A 25,116-nucleotide genomic window follows, 5' to 3' on the forward strand; every position below is an offset into this window, starting at 1 on the left:
GAAGAAGACGGTGACGGTGTCCCGGCGCCTCGGCGAAGACACAGTGCTGACCACGGCCGCGGAAGTTCGCACACCGCCATATTTGTAAGGCGGCTTGCGAAAATTTCGTAAGCCGCCTTACGATCTCTGGATGATCAACGCAGAACGGCTGTCGTACGACGAGCTCGTGGAGTTGCGCGGCGTCCCTTTCTCCGTCGAAGATGCCCGCGCCCGCTGGGGCTCGCTTGTGGAGGGGGCCAGGAACGGCAGGACCGCCATGATCACCCGCGAGCACTGGGAGTGGGCCGGGCTGGTGCCGCTGTCGAAGGTAGGCGGAGTATGGACCGGCCTGCCCCTCGTGCCGGTATCGATCGCTCGGTCCAAACTCGGCGAACTCGTCCGCCAGGTCGCCGACCCGCACGGAGAGCCCGTGCTGCTGGGCCGCCACCGCACCCCGGTCGCCGGCCTGGTCGCGGCCCATGTCCTGCTGGACAGGGCCGCTCCCTCAGACCATCCGGCCGCCGACGCGTTGCTGATCGGCGGCCACACCATCACGCTCTCCCACGATCCCGCGGAAGGGCTGGTCCTGGCCGTCGCCCACGATCAGAACGGCGCAGAGGCCTCGGCCGGGGCGGGCCGCAACGCTCGTGAGGCGCTGCGCGCCCTCGCCGAGCCGCCGCCGTGGAGTCAGCCGGACTGGCCAGCGGACGGCATGACGAGCGCGCCCGGACAGGGGTAGACGAGCGGCTTGGGTTCGTCCTGGCCGGAGGTGCACGAGGGTGGTGCCCGCCCTTGGCGCGGATCGGCACGGCCCACTATGCGGAGGTCGTGGCGAACGCGTCGCACGAGCTGCGTACGCCGCTGACACTAAGCAATCACGGCAGAGTACCCCCGGTCCAGCTCGGGTTGGTACGGTGACGGTCAGGGGCGAAGGTCGCCGGGATCACTCGCTCACGGGGCATACCTTGCTCTGTGGCAGGGACAACCCGTAGGTGAGCAGCATGGCCTTATCGGCCAAACACGGCTGGTAGACGACCGAGCCGACTCCTGGCTGCCGCTTCAGCTCGCCGACCACCTCGGCCGGTTCGGACCCGGGCTTCAGCAGCAACCTGAATGCTTCGCGCATGTCCTTCACTTCGGTGGCCTTGAGGAGCGTCTTGTTCTCGCTGAACTCACGCCGGAACTTCTCGTAGGCCATCTGCTGGTCCTCGAAGACGTACGACTCGACCTCGGGCATGGCGTCGATCAGCTTCCTGATGGCCGCCTTCTGAGCCTTCGTCGTCTCCTTGCCGTTCTTGGTGATGATGTCGTTCTTGCCGTGGGTCTCGCGCTCGGCATCGCAGGTGGGCTCGGGGAATCGCTTGTCGCAGAGGAAGACGCTGACCTTTGGTTCCTGCAGTGACCGCAGTGACTCCTCTTCCTGGGAAGTGGCTCTGTTGGCGACGCTCTGGATCCCGGGCATGCCGTTGAGCGTCTTATGCACCGCCTCCGCATCGGACTTCTTGAGCTGCAAGCGGAACGATGCCGGCAGGTCGGTGATCTCGACGGAGTCGAGCACCGCCTTGTTGTGCGCGAAGTCGGCACGGAAGGCGCGGTAGGCGGTGGCCTGGTCAATGAAGGACACGCTTTCGACCGGTGGCAGTGACTTCACTTTCGCCTCGATTGTCTTCACCTCCTCTGGGCTGACGTTGCGTCCCTGGCATGGCGACTTCTTCGGCGCTGACTTCGAGCACAGGAAGACGGATATCTCCATCCGGTCGCTCTGGGCTGGTTCCGGCCCCGTCGCCACCACGTGGTCCACGCTGCCGGCGCCGCCTAGCCCCACGGCGGTCGCCGCCCCCGCGAACACCACGACCGCCGCCACGGCCACCAGCCGGAGATCCACTCGGAACCGCCGCCGTTCGGGGGCCCGAAGCGGCCTCAGAGTGGTGGGGTCGATCGTCGCCCCCGCCTCCGTGAGAGCCTTACGCAGTCTGTCTTCCACCGGACTGTTCATGAATTCTCCCCAAGTGTCCGGGCGAGGGCGGCCAGCGCTCTCGCGATCGTGGACCTGACGGCGCTGGCGCTGATCCCCATGGTTTCGGCGATTTCCTGGTCAGACAGATCGAAGTAGTAGCGCAGCGTCAGCGCCTCGCGCTGCCTGCGCGGCCGCGCGCGCAGGGCGAGGAAGACCTCGCGCCGCTCGTCGCCGACGATGGCGGCGCTCTCCGCCGACCAGACAGGCGGCTCGTACGGCACCGCCCGCCGGAACGCCATCGCCCGCCGGCGCTGCACCGACCGGCAGCCGTTGAGCACCGCGGAGCGCACGTAGGCCAGCGCCTTGTGACTGTCTCGCAACCTGGCCCGGCCGGCGTGTGCACGCGCGAACGCCTCCTGCACGACGTCCTCAGCGGTCGCCTGATCGCCGACCATGATCAGGGCCAGCCGTGCGAGGCCCACATGATGCTCGGCGAAGATCGACGCCACGTCGACCCGCTGCCGCGCCAGGGCCTCTTCTTGAGTGAGTAGTTCACCTTCCATGTAGCAGAGACGCTTGGGGGCCTCATCTGCTGCTTCCGTCACCGGATTATCTTCCGCCGACCCGCAGACGCCGCGTCTCGATTCCACTCATCCCGTGCCCGACACGCAGGCCTTTGCTCTGGAGCACGTTGGTCTCGCTACGCACTATCGACGGCCCGTTCCAGTGCCGCCCCACAAGAAGAGCCCCGCCAAGCGTTGGAGTGACTCTCATTCCGCCGTGGCTTCTTCCATGGCGTCGGCCACGATCTGCCCGAACCCTGCCACCAATACCGCGGCCTGATCCCGTTGCCGCCCACCCCCGAAGGCAGCACATGCACCCGCCGCCTGCCGCTTTCGCCGGCAATCGCCGCGGCGTGCCCGCTGTTCCGACCGACCCTGTGCCGCCTGGTGGCGGCGAGCGCTGCCGGGTTACCTGCCGCGCGGTGAACGCGAGAGACCTCCACGGACGGACCGATCACGAGGCGGCCCAGTGCGGCGCGCGTCGGTAGTCGGCTTGTCAGCGGCCGGTGGATCCGTCGATCTGCTCGCGGAGGATGTCGGCGTGGCCGGCGTGCCGGCCGGTCTCTTCGATCATGTGCACCAGGGTCCATCGCATCGATGGTGCCGGCCCTGGGCGCGGGGGTCGCGGGGCGGGAAGAGCCAGATCTGGGCAGGCGTCGATGACCTGGTTCGCTCGCTCGACGGTCTTGCGGTAGTCGGCGAGCACGCCGTCGATGGTGTCCTCCGCGGACGGCCGCATGGTCGCGCTCCAGTCGCCGACATCCTTACCGAGGAAGTAGAACCGTTCGACGAACGCCAGATGCTTGACCAGCCCGAGAAGGTTGGTGCCCGAGGGCACTCCGCCCGTTCGGACCTGCGGTTCCGGCACGCCCGCAACCTTGTCCGCGACCGCGTTCCGCAGATAGTCGAGGAAGCCCCGCAGGGTGGCCTTCTCGTCGGCGCCGGTCCGCGGAGGCGTGGTGTCCTTCGCCCGCGTCCTGGATCGTTGCGCGTGGTTTCGTGGCATCGAGTCGCTCCGTTCCGACGTGACGTCGTGTGGTTCAGCGGTCATGCGGCGGTTCGCTGGACGAGCAGGATGTTGTCGATGACGGTGGCGGTCTCACCAGCGGGTCCGGTGGCCTGGCGGCGGGGCATGTCGGCGCGCAGGACGGACCAGTGCGCGGGGTCGAGATCAAGTTCGGCGGCGATCTCGGTGGGTGTGGGGTAGTGGGTGTCGGGGTCCTGGTTCCACGACCAGGGCGCGGTGGAGCCGTGGTCGACGATCAGCAGCAGACCGCCGGGGTGCAGGGCCCGTGCGGCGGTGCGCAGGACTCGGCTGCGGAGCAACGGGAACGGGGTGTGGAAGTACTGGGCGGAGACGAGGTCGAACTGGCCGGCCGGGAAGCTTCTGGCCAGATCGTGCTGTTCGGTGGCGACCCGGTCCGCGACGCCGAGATCGCGGGCGCGTTCCCGCACCCGTTCGACGGCGGTGGTGGAGATGTCCACGGCGGTGACGTGCCAGCCCCGCTGGGCGAGCCAGATGGCGTCGCCGCCGGCGCCGCAGCCCAGATCCAGGGCGGCCCCGGGGCGCAGTGGTGCGGCGGTCTCGGCGAGCAGCGGGTTGACGTGTGCGCCCCAGGTACGCCGGGTGCGGTAGTGCCGCTCCCAGAACAGCTCGGCGTCCTCGTCCGCCACGCCCTGGTCGCCCGCGGCGTCGGCGGTGGCGTCGGCGGTGGGTCGTCGGCGTCGGGTGGAATCCATCTGAGTTGCCCCTTCGTCGGCCGGCGTGCCGAGTGTGATCCGATACGCACCTTCGACGCCGGTGATGTACCGACAGCATCGCCACCGCCGTTTCCTACTTGCAAGAAAAGTTGCGGATCCGCATTATCAAGGCATGGATAACCCTGCAGGAGACGTTTTGGCCGGAGTGGGGCCGCGTCTGCGTGCCCTGCGCCGGGCGCGGAGCGCCACTCTGGCGGCGCTGGCAAACGAAACCGGCCTCACGGCGAGCACCCTGTCCCGTCTCGAGAACGGCAAGCTCCGCCCCACGCTGGAGCAGCTACTGCCGCTGGCCCGGGCGCACGGCGTCCCGCTCGATGATCTCGTCGCGGCGCCGCCCACCGGCGACCCGCGCATCCACCTGCGGCCAGTGCGACGATCCGGGCTGGTGATGGTGCCACTGACCAGGCGGGCGGGCGGTATCCAGGCCTACAAGGTGATCTATCCACCCGCCGGCCGAGCGCCCACGATGAACCTGCAGACCCACGAGGGATACGAGTGGTTCTACGTCCTCAACGGACACGTCAGGTTCGTGCTCGGCGAGCAGGAGTTCCGGCTCAGCATCGGCGAAGCCGCGGAGTTCGACACCCGCATACCACACTGGATCGGCAGCGCCGACAGCCGGCCCGCGGAGCTGCTCACCCTGTTCGGCGCGCAGGGAGAGCGCGCCCATCTGGCACCGTACAAGCACTGACCAACTCAGCCCTCCGGCTGCTGCATCTGGAATTTGTTGTCATGAACGAGCGTGCGGATTACGCGGGTTCGTGGATTGTGGACGGCACTCACCGGGGTTCTTAATAGGCCCACTTCTGGTTGGCGCCACCGTGGCAGTCCCAGATGATCAGTTGTGTCCCGTTGGCGCTGGAGCCGCCCGACGCGTCCAGGCAGCGGTTCGACTGCGGATTGCGCAGTGACCCGTCCGCCTGGGTCGTCCATTTCTGGGCGCCGCCGCCGTTGCACGTCCACAGGTGGACGATCGTCCCGTTGGCCGTCGCGCCTCCCTTGACGTCCATGCACTTGCCCAGCGCTCTGATCGTGCCGTCGCCCGGCAGCGTCCAGGCCTGCGCCGCCGTGCCGTTGCAGGTCCACAGCTGGATCTTCGTGCCGTCGGCCGGGTTGGCGCCGTTGACGTCGACGCACTTGCCGCCGACGCCGGCGATCTGCCCCTGGCGAGGACCGGAGCCCGCTGCCTTGATCCGCACGTTGCGGAACGACACGTGATCGGCGTCGCCGTGGTTCTGCAGCCCGATGTGTCCCTGGGCGAGGCTGCGGGCCGGATCGGTGTTGGTGAAATCGTTGATCTTCACGCCGTTGAGGAAGACCTGCAGCCGTTCACCCTCGACGAGCAGCTCGAAGGTGTTCCACTCCCCTGGCGGATTCAGGGCCGTGTCCCTGGCGGCGGTGTCCGGCCCCTTGAACCCGTAGATCGCACCGGTGGTCTTGTCAGCCGCGTCGGTGGCGTCGATCTGCACTTCATAGCCGTTGTTCACCGCCGACCACGGGTCATCGCCGACCGGGAAGCCGACGAAGACGCCGGAGTTGTCGTCGCCGGTGAGCTTCCAGTCCAGCTTGAGCGAGTAGGAGCCGAACTCCTGGGCCGAATACCAGTACAGGCCCATCCCGCCGAAGGAGCTCAGCGTCCCGTCGGCATAGGTGAATCCTCCCGGGCCGGCCTGCTTCCATCCGGTGGTGGTGTCGAGCAGCCTGGTGTAGCCGTTCTCCGGACGGCAATCGGCCTTCGATTCCCCCGCGGCATAGCGGATGCCGCCGAGCAGATGTGCGCGGAAGGCGGCCTCGGCGTACGAGCCGATCGTGTGCCCGCCGCCGGTGTACCAGGAACGCCCACCCTGGTACGGCTGGCACCAGGAGATCGGGTGGTCGCCCATGTCGCCGCCGGAGTAGCTGCCCTCGTTCAGTGTGGCGAGCACGTGCAAGTCGGGGCGAGGGTTGGTGCGGTAGTTGTACCACTCGTCGGTCCTGGTCCAGGTCGCGGGCAGATGCCCGGTGGAGGCGTGGGCGCGATCTTCCACCCTCACCTGGGCCTGCTGGATCGCCGGATGGCTGCGGAAGTAGGCCCCCACCAGGCCGCCGTAGAACGGCCAGTCGTACTCGGTGTCGGCGGCCGCGTGCACACCGGCGAACCCGCCGCCTCCCTTGATGTAACTCTCGAAGGCCGTCTGCTGGGTGTCGTTCAGCACGTCGCCGGTGGTGTTGAGGAACACCACCGCCTTGTACTGCGCCAGGTTGGACGCGGTGAAGGCGGTGCCGTCCTCGGTGTGATTCACGGTGAAGCCGTTGCCTGCGCCGAGGTCGCGGATCGCCTGTACGCCGGCGGGGATCGAGTCGTGCCGGAAACCCGCCGTTTTGGAGAAGACCAGGATCTTGTACGGCTCCGCCTGCGCGGGAGCAGTGAGCAGCGCGCCGGCCAGCAGGACGGCGCCGGTCAGGATTGCCATACGTCTCATGAGCACGTCCGTTTCGGGGTGTGGCCGGCGGCATCTGGCAGGCGCCGCCGGCCGTAGCGAGTCGTCCGTCAGCTGATCCGGGTGAGCTTCCACTGCTGGTTGCTGCCGGTTCCGCAGGTGTACTGGATGAACTGGACGCCGTCGGCCGTCGAGCCGCCGGGCACGTCCAGGCACTTGCCGCTGTTGACCGAGACGATGCGGAAGGCGCCGCCGGCGGCGGGTTCGAACTTCCACTTCTGGTTGTTGCCGCTCCAGCATCCCCACTGCTGGATCAGCGCGTTGTCGGCGGTGGAGGCACCAGTGACGTCCAGGCACTTGTTGCTGTGGGCAGCGGCCAGGGTGAAGGCGCCGCCGCCCGCGTCGGTCGCCTTCCACCGCTGGTTGGCGCCGCCATTGCCGGGCCACTGAACCACGGCGGCGCCGTCAGCGGTGGAATTCCCGCTGACGTCGGCCACCTTGCTGCTGTGGACGGCGGTCAGCGTGTAGACGCCGCCGTTCACCGGGCCCGAGCCGCCGCTGCCGGGGACGCCCACGCCCGGCCCGTTGACCGTGAAGGAGTCCAGGTCGAACGGCGAGTTGACCGGGGACTTGAAAACGGCGTACAGGGTCTTCGTGCCACCGGGATCGGTCACGGGTACGGCTGGCAGTGACACGTAGGTGTCCCATCCGCCGGTGCTCGGGACTGTCTGGCCGGCGACGAGCGGACCGGTGGGCGAACCGCTGCGCAGTTCGATCGAGCCACCGTTGTTCGCCGGTGAGGAAACCCGGAATGACACCGAGGTGATGTTCTTGAGGTCGATTGGGTCGAAGGCGATCCAGTCGTTGTTCGAGACGTCGCCGATGCGCTTGCCGTTCTCGGCTCCGGCCTGGTCGACCACCCGGATCCCGGACGAGCCGGTGAAGTGTTCGGCCTGCTTGTGCATCGGATGAAGCTTCACATTGGCCGTTCCGACCAGGCCTCCCTTGTCGGTGTACTTCGCCAGCAACACATGGAAGAAGTCGGCGGTCGCATCGTGGCCACCGTTGTCGGTGGAGAATGAGCCGGTGCAGCCGTTGACCGTGCTGACGTCGTGGCTGTGCTCGTCATGGCCGATCGCATACAGCACCGAGACCTTGGAACAGTCGATCGCGGTGCCGTCTTCGGGATCGGTGACCTTCACCCGGTAGTTGATCGTGTGGCCGGAGCCGAGGAATCCGCCGTTGGGCGGGTCCTCGAACAGGACGCTCGGCTTGGTGTTGCCGACGGTGATGTCGGTGGTCGCCGAGCCGGTCTTGCCGCCGGGGTCACGGACGGTGAGCCGCGCCGTGTACGTGCCGTTGGCGGTATAGGTGAAGGCAGGGTTGGCCGCGGTGGAGTCTGTGGTGCCGTTCCCGTCGAAGTCCCAGGCGTAGGTGAGCGCGTCGCCGTCGGGGTCCGCGGACCCGGCCGAGGAGAAGGTGACCTGCAGCGGCGGCTGCCCCGAGTCCGGAGTGGCCGCGATCTTCGCCAGCGGGGAACGGTTGCCGTTGACGTAGTCGACCCGGTAGACGCCGTCGTCGGGGTGGTCCTCGAACCAGCCGATGCCCCAGTCGAGGTAGTACATCGCGCCGTCGGGCCCGAAGTCCATGTCCATCGGCGAGCGCAGGTTCAAGCCGGGCACAAAGTTGTTGATCTTCAGCAGGTTGCCGCTACCGTCCAGCCGCATCTCGCGGATGTAGTTGCGGCTCCACTCGAAGAAGAACGGCGTCTTGTCGTAGTAGGCGGGGAACTTCCGCTCGGAGGTGCTGGCGGCGTCGTAGCGGTAGAAAGGTCCGCCCATCGGCGCGGCTCCGCCGCTGGTCCCCATCTCCGGGTACGGAGAGCCGGCGTGGTAGTCGTACCAGACGGTAGCGGCCTTGGCGGCGGGCAGGGTCTGCAACCCGGTGTTGTTGGGCGAGGTGTTGACCGGTGCCGCGCAGTTGAACTTCGGTCCGGACGGCCCGCTGGGGAAGGTGAAGTCGTTGAACGGCGTGTTGGCACCGATGCAATAGGGCCAGCCGTAGTTGCCCGGCTCCTTGATCAGGTTCCATTCGACGATGCCTTCCGGACCGCGGTTGGCGTTGGCGGTGCCCGCGTCCGGCCCGTAGTCCGCGGCAGAAATCCAGCCGGTCACGGGATCCACGTTGAACCGGAACGGGTTGCGCCAGCCCATGGCGTAGATCTCAGGCTTTGTCTTGGCGGTCCCCTGCGGGAACATGTTCCCGCTCGGGATCGTGTAGCCGCCGTTCTCCTCGGGATGGATCCGCAGGATCTTGCCGCGCAGGTCGTTGGTGTTGGCCGCAGTGCCTTGGGCGTCGAACCGCTCGCGGCCCGGCCGCTCGTCGATCGGGGTGTACCCGTCGGACTCCGACGGTTTGATGTCGTCGCCGACGCCGATGTAGAGGTTGCCGCCGGGCCCGAACTCGATGTTCCCGCCGCTGTGGCCGGGTTCGGGCGTGCGCCAGCCCGGAATCTCGATGATCTTCTGCTCGCTGGCCATGTCCAGGGCGGTCCCTGCCGCGTTCAACGTGAATCGGGAGACCCGGACGATCTCAGCGGTGCCGGCGGGCGAGTAGGTGATGTAGAGACGTTTGTTGGTGGTGAAGGCAGGGTCGGCGGCGATACCGAGGACCCCGTCCTCGCCTCCGGTGTAGACGTTCAGCGTCGCCAGCGTGGTGGTCTTGTTCACGCCGCCCTCGCTGGTGATCATCTTCACCTTGCCGAGGCGTTCGACGTAGAAGACCCGGCCGTCGGCCGCGACGTCCAGGGCCATCGGCTGGGCGGGCTGGTTGTCGAGGGTGACCTTCTGGAAGCGGTTCGCAACCGTGCCGCCGCAGGAGCCGGCCTCGGCACCCGCGGCCCATGTCACGCCGCCCAGGATGTGCTGCTGGAACAGCGGCTCGGAGTAGGACGAGGCCTGGTGTCCCATGGCTGTTGCCCACACCTTCGCGGGCTGCCCCTCGCGGCACCACGAGATCGGGTGGTCGTGGCCCATCTTCGATGGGCCGGCGTCGTAGGTGGTCTCGTCCGCGGTCACCAGCACGTGGACGTCGCCGCGCAGGTTCTTGTCGAAGTTGTACCACTCCTCGGTGCGCACCCACCGGTCCGGCAGCCCTTTCGTCGAGGGGTGGACCTTGTCGGCGACCTTCGCCGTCCCCTGGACGGTGGCCGAGTGGGCGGTCATGTGCGCGCCACCCATCACGACCTGGTCCCACCAGGGGAACTGCGCCTCGATGTTCATGTCGGTCGTGTTGTGGATGGCGACGATGCCCTTGCCGCTCGCCACGTAGTTCTGGATGCCCTGGCGCTGGGCGTCGGTGTCCCAGACCATGCCCGAGTTCTGGAACATGATGATGGTGTCGTAGCTGCTCAGGGTGGCCGAGGTGAAGACGTTGGCGTCTTCGGACAGGTCGAGCTGGAAGTTGTTGTCCGCCGCGAGCTTCTGGAACATCGCGATGCCGGCGGGGATGGAGTCGTGCCGGTAGGCACCGGCGGCCGTCTTGGTGAACAGCAGCGCCTTGAACAGGGGCGCCGCCGCCTGCGCAGGCAGGACGGGGCTGAACAGGAGGGTCAGGGTGAGGGCGAGGAGGGCGGATAACTTCTTTCGCATGGGGTGTCCTGTCGGGCTAGAGAATCCACTTCTGGTTGGCGCCGCCGTGGCAGGTCCACAGGACCACCGGAGACCCTGCGGTGGTGGCGCCGTTCTTGACATCCAGGCACTTGCCACCGATGCCGGTGAGCGTGCCGTCGGGGTTGAGCGTCCATTTCTGGTTGGCGCTGCCGGAGCAGGGCCACGCGATGACAGGGGTGTTGTCGGCGGAGCTGCCACCGCTGGCATCCAGGCACAGGCCGGTGCCTGTGGTGACGGCTGCGGCCGGCCCGCCGAGGGTCCAGCGCTGCCCGGTGCCTTGGTCGCAGGTCTGGATCGTCGCAGGTGAGCCGTTGGCCGGCCCGCCCGCCAGGCAGCGGTCCGAGGCCAGGCCGACGAGGGCGACGGCCCATTTCTGAGCGGCCGAGCCGGGCACGCAGGTGCCGAGTTGTACGGCGGAGCCGTTCACGGTGACGCATTTGCCGCCGATGCCGGTCAGGGTGCTGCCGGTGGTGAGCGTCCACTTCTGGTTGGCGCTGCCGGAGCAGGTCCAGCCGATCAGCGGGGTGCCGTCAGCAGAGCTGCCGCCGCCGGCATCCAGGCACAGACCACCCTTGTTGGTCACGGCGCTGGAGGCCGGGTTGTAAGTCCAATCCTGGCCGGCCGAGCCGTCACAGGCCGCCGGCTGTACTGGGGTGCCCGGGGTGGGCGTGCTGCCGGCGAGGCCGGCGCACTGGCCGGTGGCTGGGTGGTGGAGCGGGTTGGCGGCCTTCTGGGCGGTGGTGGGGATAGTTCCGGTCGCCCGGTAGGTGTGGCCCGCCGTGGCGGTGAAGGTGATCCGGTCGCCGTCGCGGGTGGCGGTCACGTTCTGGCCGGTCGTGGTGTCGGCCAGGGTGAAGGCGCCGGTGAACATGGGGCTGCGTACGGCAAGCGGCCCGCTGTTCTTCGGGGTGAGGGTGAACTCCGCGCGGCCGTCGGCCTGCCAGGACGCGCCGACGGTCACGTCGCCGCGGGCCTTCAGTCCGGCGACGGAGCCGGAGCGCCACGCCGTAGGCCGAGCGGGAAGCATCCGGATGTCGCCGGTCTGGCTCTGCAGCAGCATCTCGGTCATGCCCGAGGTGGCGCCGAAGTTGCCGTCGATCTGGAACGGCGGGTGGGTGTCGAACAGGTTGGCCAGCGTGCTGCTCTTGAGCTGCTCGGCGAGCATCTTGTGGGCGTGATCGCCGTCGAGCAGCCGCGCCCAGAAGTTGATCTTCCATGCCTTGGACCAGCCGGTGCCGCCGTCGCCGCGCGCGGTGAGCGAGACCTTGGCCGCCTGGGTGAACTGAGGGGTGGTGGCGGGCGAGATCTGGTTGCCCGGGTGCAGGGCGTACAGGTGGGAGACGTGCCGATGGTCGTCGGTGCGGCTGTCCAGGTCGGCTTTCCACTCCTGGAGCTGGCCCCAGGAGCCGATCCGCAGGCCAGGGTCGAGCTTGCCGAGTGCCGTGGTGAGCCGGTCTTGGAGGGCGGTGTCGGTGTTCAGCTCTTTCGCGGCGGCCAGGGTGTCGGTGAGCAGCCCCCAGACGATCTGCTGGGCCATGGCGTCACCGGCGGTGAAGTCGCCGTGCTCGGGCGAGTAGCTCGGGGTGACGACCAGCTTCCCGTCGCGCGGGTCGGTGCGCAGGTTCGCCAGCCAGAACTCGGCCGCGCCTGTGAGCAGCGGGTAGGCCCGGTCGCGCAGGAAGGCTTGGTCCTTGCTGAAGCGGTACAGGTCGTAGACCTGGGAGGCGAGCCAGCCGTTCGCTTCGGGGAACCAGAAGGCCGTCGCCCAGTCATGGACCCCGGTGAAGCCGTACGGGTTGGTCTCGTTGTGCACGACCCAGCCGGGCGAGCCGAACATGTCCGTGGCCGACTTGGTGCCGGCGGCTTTCAGGTCCTCGACGAAGGCGGTGAACGGCTCGGCGGTCTCGGCGAGGTTGGCCTGCGCGGCGGGCCAGTAGTTCATCTGGAGGTTGATGTTGGTGTGGTAGTCGGCGCTCCACGGGGGCGAGGTGGAGTTGTTCCACACGCCTTGGAGGTTCGCGGGCAGCGACCCGGGCCGCGAGGAGGCGATCAGCAGGTACCGGCCGTACTGGTAGAACAACGCCTCCAACGCGCGGTCGTCAGGGGACACGCCTCCGGTATAGGCGGCGCGGAGCTGGTCAGTGGGCTTGTCGGGCAGCACCCCGCCAAGGTCCAGCCGCACCCTGTCGAACAGGGTCCGATGGTCGGCGACATGTGCGGCCCGCAGATCGGCATACGGCTTGGCCGCCGCCGCATCGACGGCCTGCGTCACTGCGGTGTGCGGGTCGGTGCCCCGATACGAGGGGTACTTCAGCGCGTAGTTCGTGCCCGCACTCATGACGAACGTGGCACTGTCGGCACCCGTGACCTTCACCTGGCCGCCCCCGCCGGTGACCGTACCGCCCTCGGCTTTGACCTGGATCTGCGACTCGAACGTCAGGCGATTGTCGGCCAGCGCACCGCGGATCGTCAGCCGTCCGCCGTTCGCGGTCGCGGTGAAGTCGCTGCGCGGGGACGTGTAGCGCAGGGTGAAGGAGATCTTGCCAGGCTGGTTCGCGGTGAGCCGCCCTGCCACGACGTTGCCGGGGTGGCTGGCGAAGTACTCACGGTCGAACACGGCGCCTGCGCTGGTGTAGGAGACCTTGGCGACGGCATCGTGGATGTTCAGCGAACGCCGGTACCCGGTGTAGGAGGGATTCGCGTCGGCCATGTCCAGGCGCAGGTCGCCGAACGTCTGGTGTGCTCCGTATCCGGTCCGCGCCTGCCCAAGCTTGCCCGCTACCCAGGTGGGGTCCGCCTTGCCGTTGGCGTTGATGGCGTCGACGACCTCCTTGATGGCCGTCGGGCGCGGCGAGGTCCAGTTGCCGTACGCGTATCCGGCCGAGCCGGGGCCGCCGGTCCACAGGGTCTTTTCGTTGAACTGCAGCTGTTCGGAGCCGACGCCGCCGAACACCATCGCGCCGAGGGCGCCGTTGCCGATGGGTAACGCCTGGGACTCCCAGGCCGATGCGGGCTGGGCGTACCACAGAGAGTCCGGCTCGACTGCGGCAGCGGCCGGCGCCGCCGGGGCGATCGGCGCCAACACCGATGCCGGAGACCACTGGGGACCGAACTCCGTCGTCGTGGCGAGCTGGCCGCTGGTCGTGGCGGCGGAGGCCGCCGGCGTCACGGTCACAACGCGGACCAGGCAGACGAGGAGGAGTAAGGGGAGGAGGGCGCGGGTGTGTGACATGGCATGACCTCTCAGGACAAAAGCGATCAGCTTGTGCTCGGCACCGTCCGGGCGAGGCGGCACGACCAGAACATGGTTCGGACGGCGGCGCAGTGTAAGGCCAAGGCTTGACGAAGCATGCCGGGCACCTATCCGCTGGGGGGTGGCGAGGTTAACGCGGCGTTTCGCCGTAATATAGGGCGCTTTTCGCCACTTGCCCAGAGCTTTCGCCGAAAATCGATGAAAGTCGCAGGTAGTTGAAGACAAAAGCAACAGTCATCACGCAGAGCCTCGAAACTGTCACCATGTGCACAGGCTGTCGCCGCTCACCGAATTGGGCCTTGAAAGCTCGTTCTTGCGCTGATAGCAAAGGATCTGCTCATATGTAGGCAAGTCCCTCACGGCCCACCACCGGTTCGCCGGTGTCTCCGTTCTTCAAACCGATCCACGACGTGGAGCTGCGGAGCTCTCGCACCTCCAGTCCCCGGGCGGCCTCCCGCGCAGGCACGAACCAACTGCGCACCCCCACGAGAGGCGATTAGACGGTGACAACAAGCTCGTCGGCGCGGCCGGACTTGGCCTCGCCGCCACGCTCGCACTTGCCGGCTGTGGCTCCGGTTCCGGAACCACAGCCGGTGGTGAGACCGAAGGCGGGCAGATGACGCTGAAGATGGTCGCCGCCGACTACGGCGACGGTCCCACGGCCGAGAACGCGGGCGCCGCGTTCTGGAAGGATGTCGTCGACCAGTTCCAGGCGGCCAATCCGAACATCAAGATCGATGTCCAGGTGATCAACTGGAACGACATCGACATGCAGGTTGCCACCATGGTGCAGAACAATCAGGTGCCCGACATCCTGCAGTCCGGCGACTACTCCGGTTTCGCCAAGGAAGGCCTGCTGCACAAGGTCGACGAGATCGTCTCGCCGAACGTCCAGCAGGACCTGCTGACCAAGTTCGCCGAGTACGGCAAGACCGACGGCACCGCCTACGGCCTGCCGTTCGTCTCCTCCGCCCGCGCCATGTTCTACAACAAGGACCTGTTCACCAAGGCCGGCAACGGCGGCGCCTACAAGGACGCCTCCGGCAAGTGGGCGATCAGCTCCCCGCAGAACGTCGAGACCATGACCTACGTCAAAGGCCTCGTCGACGCCGGTCTGACCACCCCGAACCCGGGCACCAAGGACCGCAAGACGGTCTGGGAGGACTTCGCCGCCGGCAAGGTCGGCACCCCAAGTGGTCCGAGGTCAACACCCAGATCAAACAGACCATGGGTGGCGCGGTGAAGGACCCGGCGAAGACGCTGGACGAGCTCCAGAAGGTCGCCGAGTCCGGCTGATCCATTGCCGGATCCGTACGGCTGCCGCCTGCCCACACGCCGTGCCCTCCTGGAGGTTTTGACATGAGAAAGTGGCGCGCCGCACAGGACCGGCACGTCCAGACGGCGCGCCGTGTCGAGAACCTCGGGCAACACGACGGGGGTGACGAGGTCGCCCGCTTCCGCGGCGACGGCGTTCCTGGCGTAGCAGGTCTACCACTCGGCGAAGCTCCCGTCGGCGTGCCGCCACACCGCGTTGCGCCACCGGTGCCCGAGCTCCGCGGCACGTCGTACCGCATCCTCGTCGACCGAAATACCCAGCCCCGGCGCGACGGGCCGATCGACGTAGCCATCGCTGAAAGCGAACACGGCCGGGTCCACCAGGTAATCGAGCAGATCGTTGCCGGTGCTGTAGGGGATGCCCAGGCTCTGCTCCTGGATGAGGAAGTTGGGCACCGCGAAGTCGATCTGAAGGCTGGCGGCCAGCGCGATCGGCCCCAGCGGGCAGTGCGGCGCCAGGGCCACGTCGTAGGTCTCGGCTGCGGCGGCGATGCGGCGTACCTCGGAGATGCCGCCCGCGTGCGACAGGTCCGGTTGCGCGACGGCGATCCCCGTGGTCAGCACGTCACGGAAGTCCCACCGGGAATACAGCCGTTCACCTGCCGCGATGGGGATCGAGGTGGACTCTGTGACGTGGCGCAGGTCGCGGGAGAACTCTGGAAGTACGGGCTCTTCGACGAACAGCGGCAGGAGCGGTTCGAGCAGCGGCAGGATCCGGCGCGCGGCCGCACTGGTGAAGCGGCCATGGAAGTCCAGTGCGATGTCCACTTCGTCGCCGACGGCTTCGCGCAGCACGGAAAGGCGGTCGACGATGGCGCGGGTTTCGGCCGCCCCGGGCACCGGCGACAGCGCAGCGGACACGTTGCATTTGACGGCGGTGAACCCGGCGGCGACCTTTGCCCGCGCATCGTCGGCCAGGTCGTCCGGGGTGTCGCCGCCGATCCAGGTGTACATCCGGGCCCGCTGGCGCACCGGTCCGCCGAGCAACTCGTGCACGGGCGCCTCGTGGTACTTGCCCTTGATGTCCCACAGCGCCTGATCGATGCCGGCGAGGGCACTGGACAGCACCGGGCCGCCCCGGTAGAAGCCGCCCTTCGCGAGCACCTGCCAGTGCTCCTCGATGTGCAGCGGATTCTTGGCGATCAGAAGTTCCATGAGCGTGGCCACTGCGGCCTGGACGGTCTCGGCGCGGCCCTCCACGATCGGCTCGCCCCAGCCGGTGATGCCCTCGTCGGTGTCGACGCGCAGGAACAGCCAGCGAGGGGGCACCAGGAACGTCTCAAAGCCGACGATCTTCATACGGGGGTCCTTTCGGTGGCCAGGAGGGCGGCTGCCAGGCTGCCGGCTTCGCGCAGCACCAGGGCGGCGCCGCCGCGGGCGCCCGCGCGTGCGCCGAGGTCAAGTTGGGCGGCGACGATGTCGACGTCGCGGACCGGGGTCATCGCGTGCCTGCGCAGGCTGGCGCGCATGGGATCCAGCAGCCGGTCACCAGCACGGGAGAGCTCACCGCCGATGATGATGCGTTCGGGGTTGAGCAGGTTGCACAGGTTAGCCAGCACGCGCCCGACGATCTGGCCGACATCGGCGATGACGCCCAGGCAAGCGCGGTCACCAGTGGCGACGGCCGCTTGCAAGTCTTCGGTCGTGGCGTCGGGGCCGAGGTGGACGCGTAGCGCGTGGAGCACGGCGGGGATCGCGGCGTACTGCACCAGGCAGCCCCGGTTGCCGCAGGGGCAGGCGGGACCATCGAAGTCGACGGAGACGTGTCCGAGCTCCCCCGCGCCGCCCCACGCGCCCCGGTGCAGCTTGCCGTCGAAGAACAGACCCGTGCCGATCCCGGAGGACAGTCCTATGTAGAACACGTGCTTCGCATCTCGGCCGGCACCCCAGGCGACCTCGGCGACGGCTTCCAGCCGGGTGTTGTTCTCCACGAGTACCGGCGCCGTCAGGCGCTTGCCGAACTCCTCGGCCACGTTGACTCCGGCCCACGCCTGGCCTGGCAAGGACGGTCCGACCACGCCGGTGCCGAGTTCTATCTGTCCGGGCACGCCCACGCCGACACCGATCAGCCTTCGGCGGTCCTGTCCCGCGTCCTCCAGAAGCGTGTCAAGCAGGTCGAGTCCGACGGCCAGACGCTGCTGCCAGGTGCTGTCAGCCGGTACGGCCCGGCCGGCATCGGCGACCGGCGTGCCGGCCAGGTCGGTGAGGTGGCCCCAGACATGGCGCAGGGTGAAGTCCAGGCCGGCGGCGCTGCCGGCCGTGGGGTTGACCGCCAGGAAGCCGCGGGCGCGCCCATCGACGCCCGGGTCCGGATGCTCGTCGTGCTCGACGATCAGCCGATTCGTCAAGAGTTCGGAGGTGATGGTGGATACCGATGTCCGCGACAAGCCCGACAAGCGTGCCAGCTCAGCACGGTGGCTTGGGCCACGCTCCAGCAACAGAGCAACGATGGCCTCCTGATTCGTCCGCCGCAGAGACCGAAGTGATCCACCACTAGGCATCGTCATGGTGCCTACCTTAGCTCCTCGATCCCCAATCTGCGTCAAGACTCTTGACATACATACGTGCTCGAAAAAGAATACCGGTCCAAGAGATGACGCATGTGTTACCGGAGGGGACCTTGGCCGTTCATGCTGAGACCCGCCCCACGGTGGTGGTCACCGGCGGGCTGGGCCGGGTGGCGCAGCTGATCCGTCCCACGCTGGCAACTCGCTATCGCCTCCGTCTGCTCGACCGGGAGGCGTACACCGCCGAGGAGTACGTCCGAGCGGATCTCACCGAACCGGGTGCCGCCATCGAGGCGCTACGCGGTGCGACGGCTCTGGTGCACCTGGCCGGGTCGGCCAATCCACGCATCGGCTGGGATCAGGCGTACCGGGCCAACATCGTCAGCACTCAGTGGCTCCTGGACGCTGCCGCAGCCACGGGAGTGCCTCGCGTGGTGCTGGCCAGCTCCGTGCATGCCATCGGAGAGTACAACCGCCCGCAGTACCGGCCGGTCCCGCACGACGTTCCTCCGTGGCCGTGTTGCCCGTACGGATTGAGCAAGGTGGTGATCGAGACGCTGGGCCGCCATCACGCCGAGTCGACCGGCGCCAGCGTGATCTGCCTGCGACTGGGCCTGGTCGGCTGGCCGCTGGTGGAGGAACGCCACCTGGGCATGTGGCTGTCTGATGGCGACGCCGTCCAGCTGTTCGAGGCAGCCCTGACCGCTCCTGTCCCCTACGGGGTTTACACCGGCGTATCCGCCAACTCCCGCCATCACTGGGACATTTCTCGAGCTCGCGATGAGTTGGGCTACCACCCCCGCGACGACAGCGAATCACAAGCCGTCGGTGCCGGCCCTCCGACCGAGGTGCTGTGCCGGCTGTTCGACGAGACCGAAAACACCATCCCTGGAGGGGGAGTCCGATGAGCACAACCCGACGTCGCACGCTGGCGGGGATCGCCGCGCTCGCATTAGGGGCGGTAGTGGCCGGTTGCGGTCAGCCCGGCAGCGGCGGCGATAACGCCGGCGCGTTCACCTATTGGTCGATGTGGCGGGCGGACGAGCCGCAGGCCAAGGTGATCAAGGCGGCCATCGACAAGTTCCAGGCCGAGACCGGCGTGAAGGTGACGGTTGAGTGGCAGGGCCGGGACGTCCGGCAGAAGATCGGTCCCGCGATCGCCGCCGGCAAGGCACCCGACCTGTGGGACCAGGGAGCGGACGTGGTCGCCACCACCGCGCTGGCCGGACAGGCCGCCGACCTGTCCTCGGTCTACGACTCCGAGGTGCCCGGAGAGGGCAAGAAGGTATCAGAGATCATCGACGCCAAGTACGTCGAGGGGCTGCCGAAGGACCCCGCGGGCGTCAACAAGTGGCTCGTGCCGTACGAGCTGGTCTCCGCCGGCTTCTTCTACAACGCGGCCGATCCCGACCTGGCCACGCCGCCCGGCACGTGGGAGGAGCTCATCAAGCTCTGCGACACCCTCAAGGCCAAGGGCAAAGCGTGCCTGGCCTCCGACGGCGATGCGGCTTGGGAGAACTTCCTGACCCTCGACTACCTGCTGGTCCGCGACAACGGCGCCGGCACTCTCAGGAAGATCTTCGAGGACAAGACCGGCGCCGGCTGGGACAACCCTGGCGTGCTGGAGTCGGTCAAGCGGGTGGAGCAGCTCGTCAAGGGCGGCTACCTGATCGAGGGGTACGACGCCGGCAAGTACCCTGCGCAGCAGACCAACTGGGCCAAGGGCAAGGCCGCCCTCCTCATGCAGGGCAGCTGGGTGCCCACCGAGGTCAAGCCGCTGGTCGGCGCCGGCTGGAAGACGGGCTACTTCCCGATGCCGACCACGAAGGGCGGCAACACCGAGGTCGATGCCATCCTGTTCGGCTTCTCGGTGCCGAAGAAGGCGAAGAACCCTGACCCGGCCAAGCGGTTCATCTCCTACTTCTTGGAGAAGGAACGCCTGGAGAAGATCGCCACCGAGGCCGGCAACATCACTCCCCGCGCGGACATCCCCGCCCCTGCCGGCTTGCAAGACGTGCAGAAGGCCCTCAGCGAGGAACCCGTCCGCTGGATCATGGACAACGTTCCCGGTGAATACGGCGACAAGGTCGTCTTCCCGGTCTTCTTGGAGCTCTGGCACGGCAAGATCACTGCGGAGCAGTTCGTGGCCAAGGCCAAGGCGGCCCACGTCCAGTACTGGAAGGTCGCGGGTTGATGGCGTCCTCCCTGACGACCCGGCGCCCGGGGGCGGCACACGCCGCCCCCCGGGTCTGGGGGCGTGGGCGCGCTCCTCTGGACCGGGAGCGGCGGCGGTTGTTCTGGCCGTTCGTCCTGCCTGCCCTGCTCACGTACGGCGCGCTGTTCCTGGCGCCCATCGCATACGCGGCTTGGACAAGCCTGTACAAGTGGGACGGAATGGGAGACAAGCAGTGGCGAGGCCTGGATAACTACCGGATGCTCTGGGACGATCCGACCTTCACCACCTCGGTGGGCAACACCCTGAAGATTCTCGTCGTCGGCGGCCTGACCACCTTTGTCCTCAGCTTCGCCCTCACGCTCGTGCTGCGTGAGATGAAGGCCAAGCTGTTCGCCCGGTCGGTGCTCTTCTTTCCCTGTCTGGTCAACGCGCTGGTCTTCGGCGCGGTGGCTGGCTTCGTCTTCAGCCCCGACGGCCCGGTCAACGTGGTGCTCGGCTGGGTCGGGGTGGACACCCCGCCCAAGTGGCTGTCGACCGACAACATTTTCACCCTGATCATCGCCACGACGATCTGGACCGCAACCGGCTACTACACGACCATTCTCATGGCCGCCGTGGACCAGATCCCCCGCTACCTGTACGAGGCGGCCGAGTTGGAGGGTGCGACGCCCTGGCAGCAGCTGCGGCTCGTGACCATCCCGCTGGCCTGGGATGTGATCACCGTCTGCGCGGTGCTGTGGACCGTGTCGTCGGTGAAGGTCTTCGAGCTGATCCTGCTGTTCGGCGGAAGCACCTCGGGCCAGCCGCCGACGCAGACCTGGACCACGGCCATGTACGTCTACGTCTCGGCGTTCCCGACCGGCTCCGTCCCCAAGCTCGGGCTCGCCTCCGCGGCCGCGCTGGTCAGTCTGCTCATGGTCGGCCTGTTCACCGTGGTGCTACGCCGCCTGATGCGGCGTGACCCGATCCAGTACTAGGAGCGCGCGTGAATCGATTCCCAGTGCGCGGGGTCGGCCTGACGCTGGTCTGGCTGATTGTGATAGCGGACCTGCTGCTACTTTTGTGGATCTTTCTTACGTCGCTGCGGGAGACCGGCGACATCTTCGACCGCCCGTTCGCGCCGCCGAGTGCGATCGAGCTGGGCAACTATGCCAATGCCTGGACCAGCGGCGGCTTCGGCGCCGCCGCGCTGAGCAGCGTGATGGTCTCGGTGATCTCGTCCGTGGCCGCGGTGGCGATCTCGGCGCCCGCCGCCTACATGCTGGCGCGCCCCCGTACCAAGGTCTCTGGCGCGATCACCATGTCATTCATCATGGGCCTGGGCGTGCCGGGGCAGGTGCTGCTGGTCCCGCTGTTCGTCGGGCTGGCCACCGTGGACCTGGTCGACTCCTACACCGGACTCATCCTCATCTACGTGGCGCTCGCCCTGCCGTTCACCGTCTACCTGCTGACCGGGTTCTTCTCCGGCATCCCCATGGTGCTGGAGGAGGCGGCCTCTATCGACGGGGCCGGTCCCTTGTACATGTTCAGGCGGGTGATCCTCCCCGTGGCCAGGGGCGGATTGATCACCGCGTTCCTGCTGCAGTTCATCGGCGCGTGGAACGAGACTCTCTTCGCGATCGCCTTCATGCAGAGCGACGACAAGATCACCCTCCCGGTGGCGCTGGTCAACTTCGTGAAGATGCAGCAGCTCAACGGGCTGGACTGGGGGACCATGTTCGCCGGAATGTGCATCATCCTGGCCCCGATGGTGGCGCTGTTCGCCTGGATGGGCAGCCGCATCATCGAAGGCATGACCGTGGGGATCGGCAAGTAGCCATGACGATCCCACGTACCGTCCTCGCCATCACTGTGGCACTCGCGCTCGCCTGCGCGCCGGGATGCGCCACGCCACCTGTTTCCTCAGTCGGCGACACCCCGGCGCCGCTGTCGATCACTCTTCTGGACGGCCGTCGCGGCCAGTTCCCGACCGGTGGTCCGCTGCTGCTGGCGTTCCTTGATCCCGCCGCGCCGGCCGGTGGCGCTTCTCGCAGCCAGATCCCCGTTCTGCGCAGCATGGCCACCCAGTACGGCCGGACCGGGCTCAGCGTCCTCATCGTCGACGCCACCGGCCGGGCCGACGCAGACGACCTCGTCAACTTCAGCCACGATTGGAACCTGCACCCACCTTCGGTCGCCATCGCCGCGCACACGGAAACCGCGGCTCTCGCCCGGATGTATGGGGTCGCCACCGCGCCGGACACGCTGCTCGTCACCGCCGACGGCGTCATCCGGCACCGCTGGCGCGGCACTGTAGCCGCCGCTCAAGACCTCGCCCTCACCCTGCAAGCTCTGCTGTCCCCCGCCACCTCCACACGCTAGGAGACACCCCTCATGTCCGTCCCACCTCCCAGGTGGCGGACGGCATTCGCTGTCCTCACCACCCTCGCCGCCGCCACTGTGCTGACCGCCGTGGCCGCGTCCAGCCCCGCGGCCGCCGCCACGGCGTTCTACGTCGACTGCTCCGCAGCCGGCAATGGCTCCGGCACGCAGGCCAGCCCCTGGAACACCCTGTCCAGCGTCACCTACCGCACGTTCAGTGCGGGTGATCAGATCCTGTTCAAGCGCGGCACGACCTGCAACGGCAGGCTCGCGCCGTGGGGATCCGGTGCTCCGGGCGCCCCCATCGTCATCGACGCCTACGGCACCGGCGCCAAGCCACATATCGCCGGTGGCGGCGGATCTGACGCCGTCCGTCTGCACAACCAGCAGTACTGGGAGATCCGCAATCTGGAGGTCACCAACCAGGGTGCCACCGTTGCCAACCGCCGTGGCGTTCACATCACGCTGCAGGACTTCGGAACCGGCACCTATTATCGGCTGACCAACCTGACCGTGCACCACGTCAACGGCGACAACAAAAAGGACCTCGGCGGGAGCTCCGGCATCCATTTCGATGTGCTGGGCGGCACGACCAAGACGAAGTTCGACGACGTGCTCCTCGACGGCAACGAGGTTTACACGGTTGACCGGTCCGGGATCAACATGTCCTCGTCGTGGAACTGCCGGGCCTCGATGGGCTGGGAGAACTGCCCAACTCCGCATGTCGAGACCTACTACCCATGGACACGATTCGTCGTGCGCAACAACACCGTGCACGACACCGGCGGCGACGGCATCGTCATGCAGTACACCCAGAGCGGGCTGGCCGAAAGAAACGTCCTCTACGACATCGCGATGCGGTCGCCCTCCGCCAACGCCGGCCTCTGGGCGTGGAACGCCGACAACGTGACCTTCCAGTTCAATGAGGTCTACCAGGTGCGGCGCGTGCCTGGCACCAATGATGGGAACGCCTTCGACGCCGACTACGGCACCAAGGGAACGCTCGACCAGTACAACTACAGCCACGACAACGAGGGCGGAATGATCCTCTACTGCGGCTGCGGCGGCGGGACATCCGAGACGCGCGACGCCGTGGCCCGCTACAACGTCAGCCAGAACGACAAGTCCCGGATCATCATGGGCGCGGGCGCCACCGGAAACTCCGCGTTCTACAACAACACCATCTACCTGCCAGCCGGCTCCACCACAAAGATCATCGAGGAGTACAGCTCCGGCACGTACCTGACCGTGGCGAACAACATCATCGTCAACCAGGGCAGCGGCGGATACGGCTACACGGCCGACCACTACAAGTTCGCCAACAACATCCTCTACGGCAACCATCTAGGAGGACCTTCAGGTCAGCTCGCCACTGATCCTAAGCTCGTGGCCCCCGGCGGGAGCTCCGTCACCGGCTACCAGATCGCCGCCGACTCGCCGGCGATAGGCGCCGGGCAGGTCATGAGCGGCAATGGCGGTCGTGACTACTGGGGCAACCGGGTATCGGCCGTCTGCGCGCCAGACATCGGCGCCCACCAGCGCTCGACCCAGAACGACGCCGCCTGCGGCACCGTAGGCAATGGCGGATTCGAGACCGGTTCACTGTCGCCCTGGTACGCCTGGAACGGCGCGTCGGTCGTGACCGGCAACGCCCACTCCGGCACCCATGCGTTGCGTGTCGGCCCGGCACCCGCCTCGGCGGAGCAGCGGATCACCGTCTCCCCGAACACGACGTACCGGTTGTCAGGCTGGGCGAAGACCGCCACCGCCGGCGAGGAGGTCCACATCGGCGTGAAGAACTACGGTGGCGCGGCGGCGTACAAATCCATCACCGACACCGCGTACACCAACGGCTCGGTGTCCTTCACTACAGGGGCCGGCAACACGCAGGCGACCATCTACTGCTACAAGCACACCGGCAGCGGCTACGCCTACTGCGACGACATCACCGTCACCATGTCCTGACCAACCGGGCCCGGCGGCCCCACGGTTCAGGCCGCCGGACCCCACCCACGCGAGCCTGCTGAACCAGGCGCAACATCATTTCGTCCCGGAGAACCCCGCGAACTCCCGTAATCGCACCCTTCCAGCTCATCAACGTCATCAGCGAATGCTCCTGGCGGCCGCCGAGCGGTGCGACACCGTCGTTCAATGCCCCCACCGGTACTGCCCACGAGGAGTGCAAGGGTGAAGCCCATGACGCTGCGACCGGAGACCGCTCATCAAGCGCGTCTCCTGCGCCTGTTTCAGGACGGTCCCCAGAGCCTGGCCGAACTGGGCGACATCGTGCATCTGTCGCGCTCCAAACTCGCGCTGGAGCTGGCACAGCCACGGGAGCTCGCACTAATCGAGGACGTGGGGTTCGCGACCTCCCGCGGGGCGACAGTCCAGGATCGTGCGCCTGTCGCGGAGTCTGCGGTTCATGGCTGGTGGGTGCCTCGATGGCCAGGCTGAGAAGGGAGGCGAGCTGGGACGCCGGGACAGGATCCGGCCGGTAGTGGCGGATGGTGCGGCGGGTGCGGATCGCCTCGGCTACGGAAAGTGCGTCGCTCTTCATGGGACCAACTATTGGAGAGTCGCTCTCCAATGGGAAGAAGGCACCAATTAGTGCGCTACTCTCCCATCATGAAGACCGTCGTTGAGTCGTCCGGGCTACCGGCCGATGTCTACTCCGCCAAGTGCCCGACTCGCCAAGTCCTCGACCACATCGCCGGCAAGTGGACCATCCTGGTGGTGGATGCCCTGCTCGAGGGCACCATGCGCTACACCGACCTGAGCCGCCGCATCGAGGGGGTCTCACAAAAAATGCTCACCCAGACACTGCGGGCTCTGGAGGCTGACGGGTTCGTGACCCGGACCGTGCACCCCACCATTCCGCCGCGCGTCGAGTACGACCTGACCGAGCTCGGGCTCAGTCTCGCCGAGCCGATCACCGCGCTCCGGCAGTGGACCGAAGACCACATCAACGACATCGAGAAGGCTCGGCGCAAGGCATTGGCAGCGGCGGACGCATCTCGCGAACCGTGACGCATCGGCCTCGAAGCACGCGATGATCGATGTCGCCGGAGGCCAAGAACACCGCGTGGACCGCTGATCAACCGTGCGCGTTTATCACGCCAGGTCCGTATCCGGG

The 25,116-nt window shown here is 67.5% G+C and carries 20 protein-coding genes; 10 read left to right on the forward strand and 10 right to left on the reverse strand.

Going from position 1 to position 25,116, the window contains the following annotated elements; all coding sequences use genetic code 11:
- Positions 1-130: 130 nt before the first annotated feature.
- Entirely contained in the window at positions 131-718 is a 588-nt protein-coding gene (locus tag ACTWPT_RS18660) for a hypothetical protein (protein WP_443178674.1), read from the forward strand.
- A gap of 204 nt (positions 719-922) precedes the next feature.
- Here ACTWPT_RS18660 and ACTWPT_RS18665 read toward each other — a convergent pair whose 3' ends face one another.
- The 4 genes from ACTWPT_RS18665 to ACTWPT_RS18680 all read right to left on the reverse strand — a co-directional run bounded on the left by ACTWPT_RS18665 (position 923) and on the right by ACTWPT_RS18680 (position 4,239).
- The gene (locus tag ACTWPT_RS18665) at positions 923-1,975 is read right to left on the reverse strand and encodes a permease-like cell division protein FtsX (RefSeq protein WP_443178675.1); all 1,053 of its coding nucleotides are present in this window, start codon (positions 1,973-1,975) and stop codon (positions 923-925) included.
- Entirely contained in the window at positions 1,972-2,541 is a 570-nt protein-coding gene (locus ACTWPT_RS18670) for a sigma-70 family RNA polymerase sigma factor (RefSeq protein ID WP_443178676.1), read from the reverse strand. The genes ACTWPT_RS18665 and ACTWPT_RS18670 overlap by 4 nt, the downstream gene beginning before the upstream one ends.
- A gap of 454 nt (positions 2,542-2,995) precedes the next feature.
- Positions 2,996-3,505, reverse strand: a complete 510-nt coding sequence (locus tag ACTWPT_RS18675; RefSeq protein WP_443178677.1) for a DinB family protein — start codon at positions 3,503-3,505, stop codon at positions 2,996-2,998.
- A 41-nt stretch (positions 3,506-3,546) separates the two neighbouring features.
- Positions 3,547-4,239: an SAM-dependent methyltransferase gene (locus ACTWPT_RS18680; protein WP_443178678.1), complete on the reverse strand. Its 693-nt coding sequence runs from the start codon at positions 4,237-4,239 to the stop codon at positions 3,547-3,549.
- 133 nt (positions 4,240-4,372) lie between these two features.
- On the opposite strand from ACTWPT_RS18680, the gene ACTWPT_RS18685 reads away from it, so the two are divergent.
- Positions 4,373-4,951, forward strand: a complete 579-nt coding sequence (locus ACTWPT_RS18685) for a helix-turn-helix domain-containing protein (RefSeq protein WP_443178679.1) — start codon at positions 4,373-4,375, stop codon at positions 4,949-4,951.
- A gap of 100 nt (positions 4,952-5,051) precedes the next feature.
- On the opposite strand, the gene ACTWPT_RS18690 is transcribed toward ACTWPT_RS18685, so the two are convergent.
- The 3 genes from ACTWPT_RS18690 to ACTWPT_RS18700 form a co-directional block, all read right to left on the reverse strand.
- The gene (locus tag ACTWPT_RS18690; protein WP_443178680.1) at positions 5,052-6,722 is read right to left on the reverse strand and encodes a ThuA domain-containing protein; all 1,671 of its coding nucleotides are present in this window, start codon (positions 6,720-6,722) and stop codon (positions 5,052-5,054) included.
- 68 nt (positions 6,723-6,790) lie between these two features.
- On the reverse strand, positions 6,791-10,330 hold the full coding sequence (locus tag ACTWPT_RS18695) for a ThuA domain-containing protein (protein ID WP_443178681.1): 3,540 nt from the start codon (positions 10,328-10,330) through the stop codon (positions 6,791-6,793).
- A gap of 16 nt (positions 10,331-10,346) precedes the next feature.
- Positions 10,347-13,583: a glycosyl hydrolase family 95 catalytic domain-containing protein gene (locus ACTWPT_RS18700; protein ID WP_443178682.1), complete on the reverse strand. Its 3,237-nt coding sequence runs from the start codon at positions 13,581-13,583 to the stop codon at positions 10,347-10,349.
- A 637-nt stretch (positions 13,584-14,220) separates the two neighbouring features.
- Here ACTWPT_RS18700 and ACTWPT_RS18705 point away from each other — a divergent pair.
- Positions 14,221-14,847, forward strand: coding sequence for an extracellular solute-binding protein (locus tag ACTWPT_RS18705; RefSeq protein WP_443178683.1), 627 nt, complete (start codon positions 14,221-14,223; stop codon positions 14,845-14,847).
- A gap of 245 nt (positions 14,848-15,092) precedes the next feature.
- Here the strand turns inward: ACTWPT_RS18705 and dgoD are convergent, their stop codons facing one another.
- Together dgoD and ACTWPT_RS18715 are read right to left on the reverse strand one after the other, a co-directional pair.
- Positions 15,093-16,238 carry a galactonate dehydratase gene (dgoD, locus tag ACTWPT_RS18710; protein ID WP_443178684.1) on the reverse strand — a complete coding sequence of 382 codons (1,146 nt, stop codon included), beginning with the start codon at positions 16,236-16,238 and terminating at the stop codon, positions 15,093-15,095.
- Positions 16,235-17,287 carry an ROK family protein gene (locus tag ACTWPT_RS18715; protein WP_443178685.1) on the reverse strand — a complete coding sequence of 351 codons (1,053 nt, stop codon included), beginning with the start codon at positions 17,285-17,287 and terminating at the stop codon, positions 16,235-16,237. The genes dgoD and ACTWPT_RS18715 overlap by 4 nt, the downstream gene beginning before the upstream one ends.
- A 272-nt stretch (positions 17,288-17,559) precedes the next feature.
- On the opposite strand from ACTWPT_RS18715, the gene ACTWPT_RS18720 reads away from it, so the two are divergent.
- Genes ACTWPT_RS18720 through ACTWPT_RS18745 form a run of 6 tightly spaced genes read left to right on the forward strand, consistent with a single transcriptional unit; the run spans position 17,560 to position 23,948 of the window.
- A complete protein-coding gene (locus ACTWPT_RS18720) occupies positions 17,560-18,354 on the forward strand; it encodes an NAD-dependent epimerase/dehydratase family protein (RefSeq protein ID WP_443178686.1) in 795 nt (264 codons plus the stop codon).
- On the forward strand, positions 18,351-19,640 hold the full coding sequence (locus tag ACTWPT_RS18725) for an ABC transporter substrate-binding protein (RefSeq protein WP_443178687.1): 1,290 nt from the start codon (positions 18,351-18,353) through the stop codon (positions 19,638-19,640). The genes ACTWPT_RS18720 and ACTWPT_RS18725 overlap by 4 nt, the downstream gene beginning before the upstream one ends.
- Positions 19,640-20,599: a carbohydrate ABC transporter permease gene (locus ACTWPT_RS18730; protein ID WP_443178688.1), complete on the forward strand. Its 960-nt coding sequence runs from the start codon at positions 19,640-19,642 to the stop codon at positions 20,597-20,599. The genes ACTWPT_RS18725 and ACTWPT_RS18730 overlap by 1 nt, the downstream gene beginning before the upstream one ends.
- Positions 20,600-20,607: 8 nt before the next feature.
- On the forward strand, positions 20,608-21,438 hold the full coding sequence (locus ACTWPT_RS18735) for a carbohydrate ABC transporter permease (protein WP_443178689.1): 831 nt from the start codon (positions 20,608-20,610) through the stop codon (positions 21,436-21,438).
- 2 nt (positions 21,439-21,440) lie between these two features.
- Positions 21,441-21,983, forward strand: a complete 543-nt coding sequence (locus tag ACTWPT_RS18740; protein ID WP_443178690.1) for a peroxiredoxin family protein — start codon at positions 21,441-21,443, stop codon at positions 21,981-21,983.
- 12 nt (positions 21,984-21,995) lie between these two features.
- The gene (locus tag ACTWPT_RS18745) at positions 21,996-23,948 is read left to right on the forward strand and encodes a carbohydrate binding domain-containing protein (RefSeq protein WP_443178691.1); all 1,953 of its coding nucleotides are present in this window, start codon (positions 21,996-21,998) and stop codon (positions 23,946-23,948) included.
- Here the strand turns inward: ACTWPT_RS18745 and ACTWPT_RS18750 are convergent.
- Positions 23,935-24,540: a nitroreductase family protein gene (locus ACTWPT_RS18750; protein ID WP_443178692.1), complete on the reverse strand. Its 606-nt coding sequence runs from the start codon at positions 24,538-24,540 to the stop codon at positions 23,935-23,937. The genes ACTWPT_RS18745 and ACTWPT_RS18750 overlap by 14 nt on opposite strands.
- A 68-nt stretch (positions 24,541-24,608) precedes the next feature.
- On the opposite strand from ACTWPT_RS18750, the gene ACTWPT_RS18755 reads away from it, so the two are divergent.
- Positions 24,609-25,010 carry a winged helix-turn-helix transcriptional regulator gene (locus tag ACTWPT_RS18755; RefSeq protein ID WP_443178693.1) on the forward strand — a complete coding sequence of 134 codons (402 nt, stop codon included), beginning with the start codon at positions 24,609-24,611 and terminating at the stop codon, positions 25,008-25,010.
- Positions 25,011-25,116 lie beyond the last annotated feature (106 nt).

It is taken from the genome of Nonomuraea sp. 3N208 (genome assembly GCF_052245935.1).
Lineage (GTDB): Bacteria > Actinomycetota > Actinomycetes > Streptosporangiales > Streptosporangiaceae > Nonomuraea.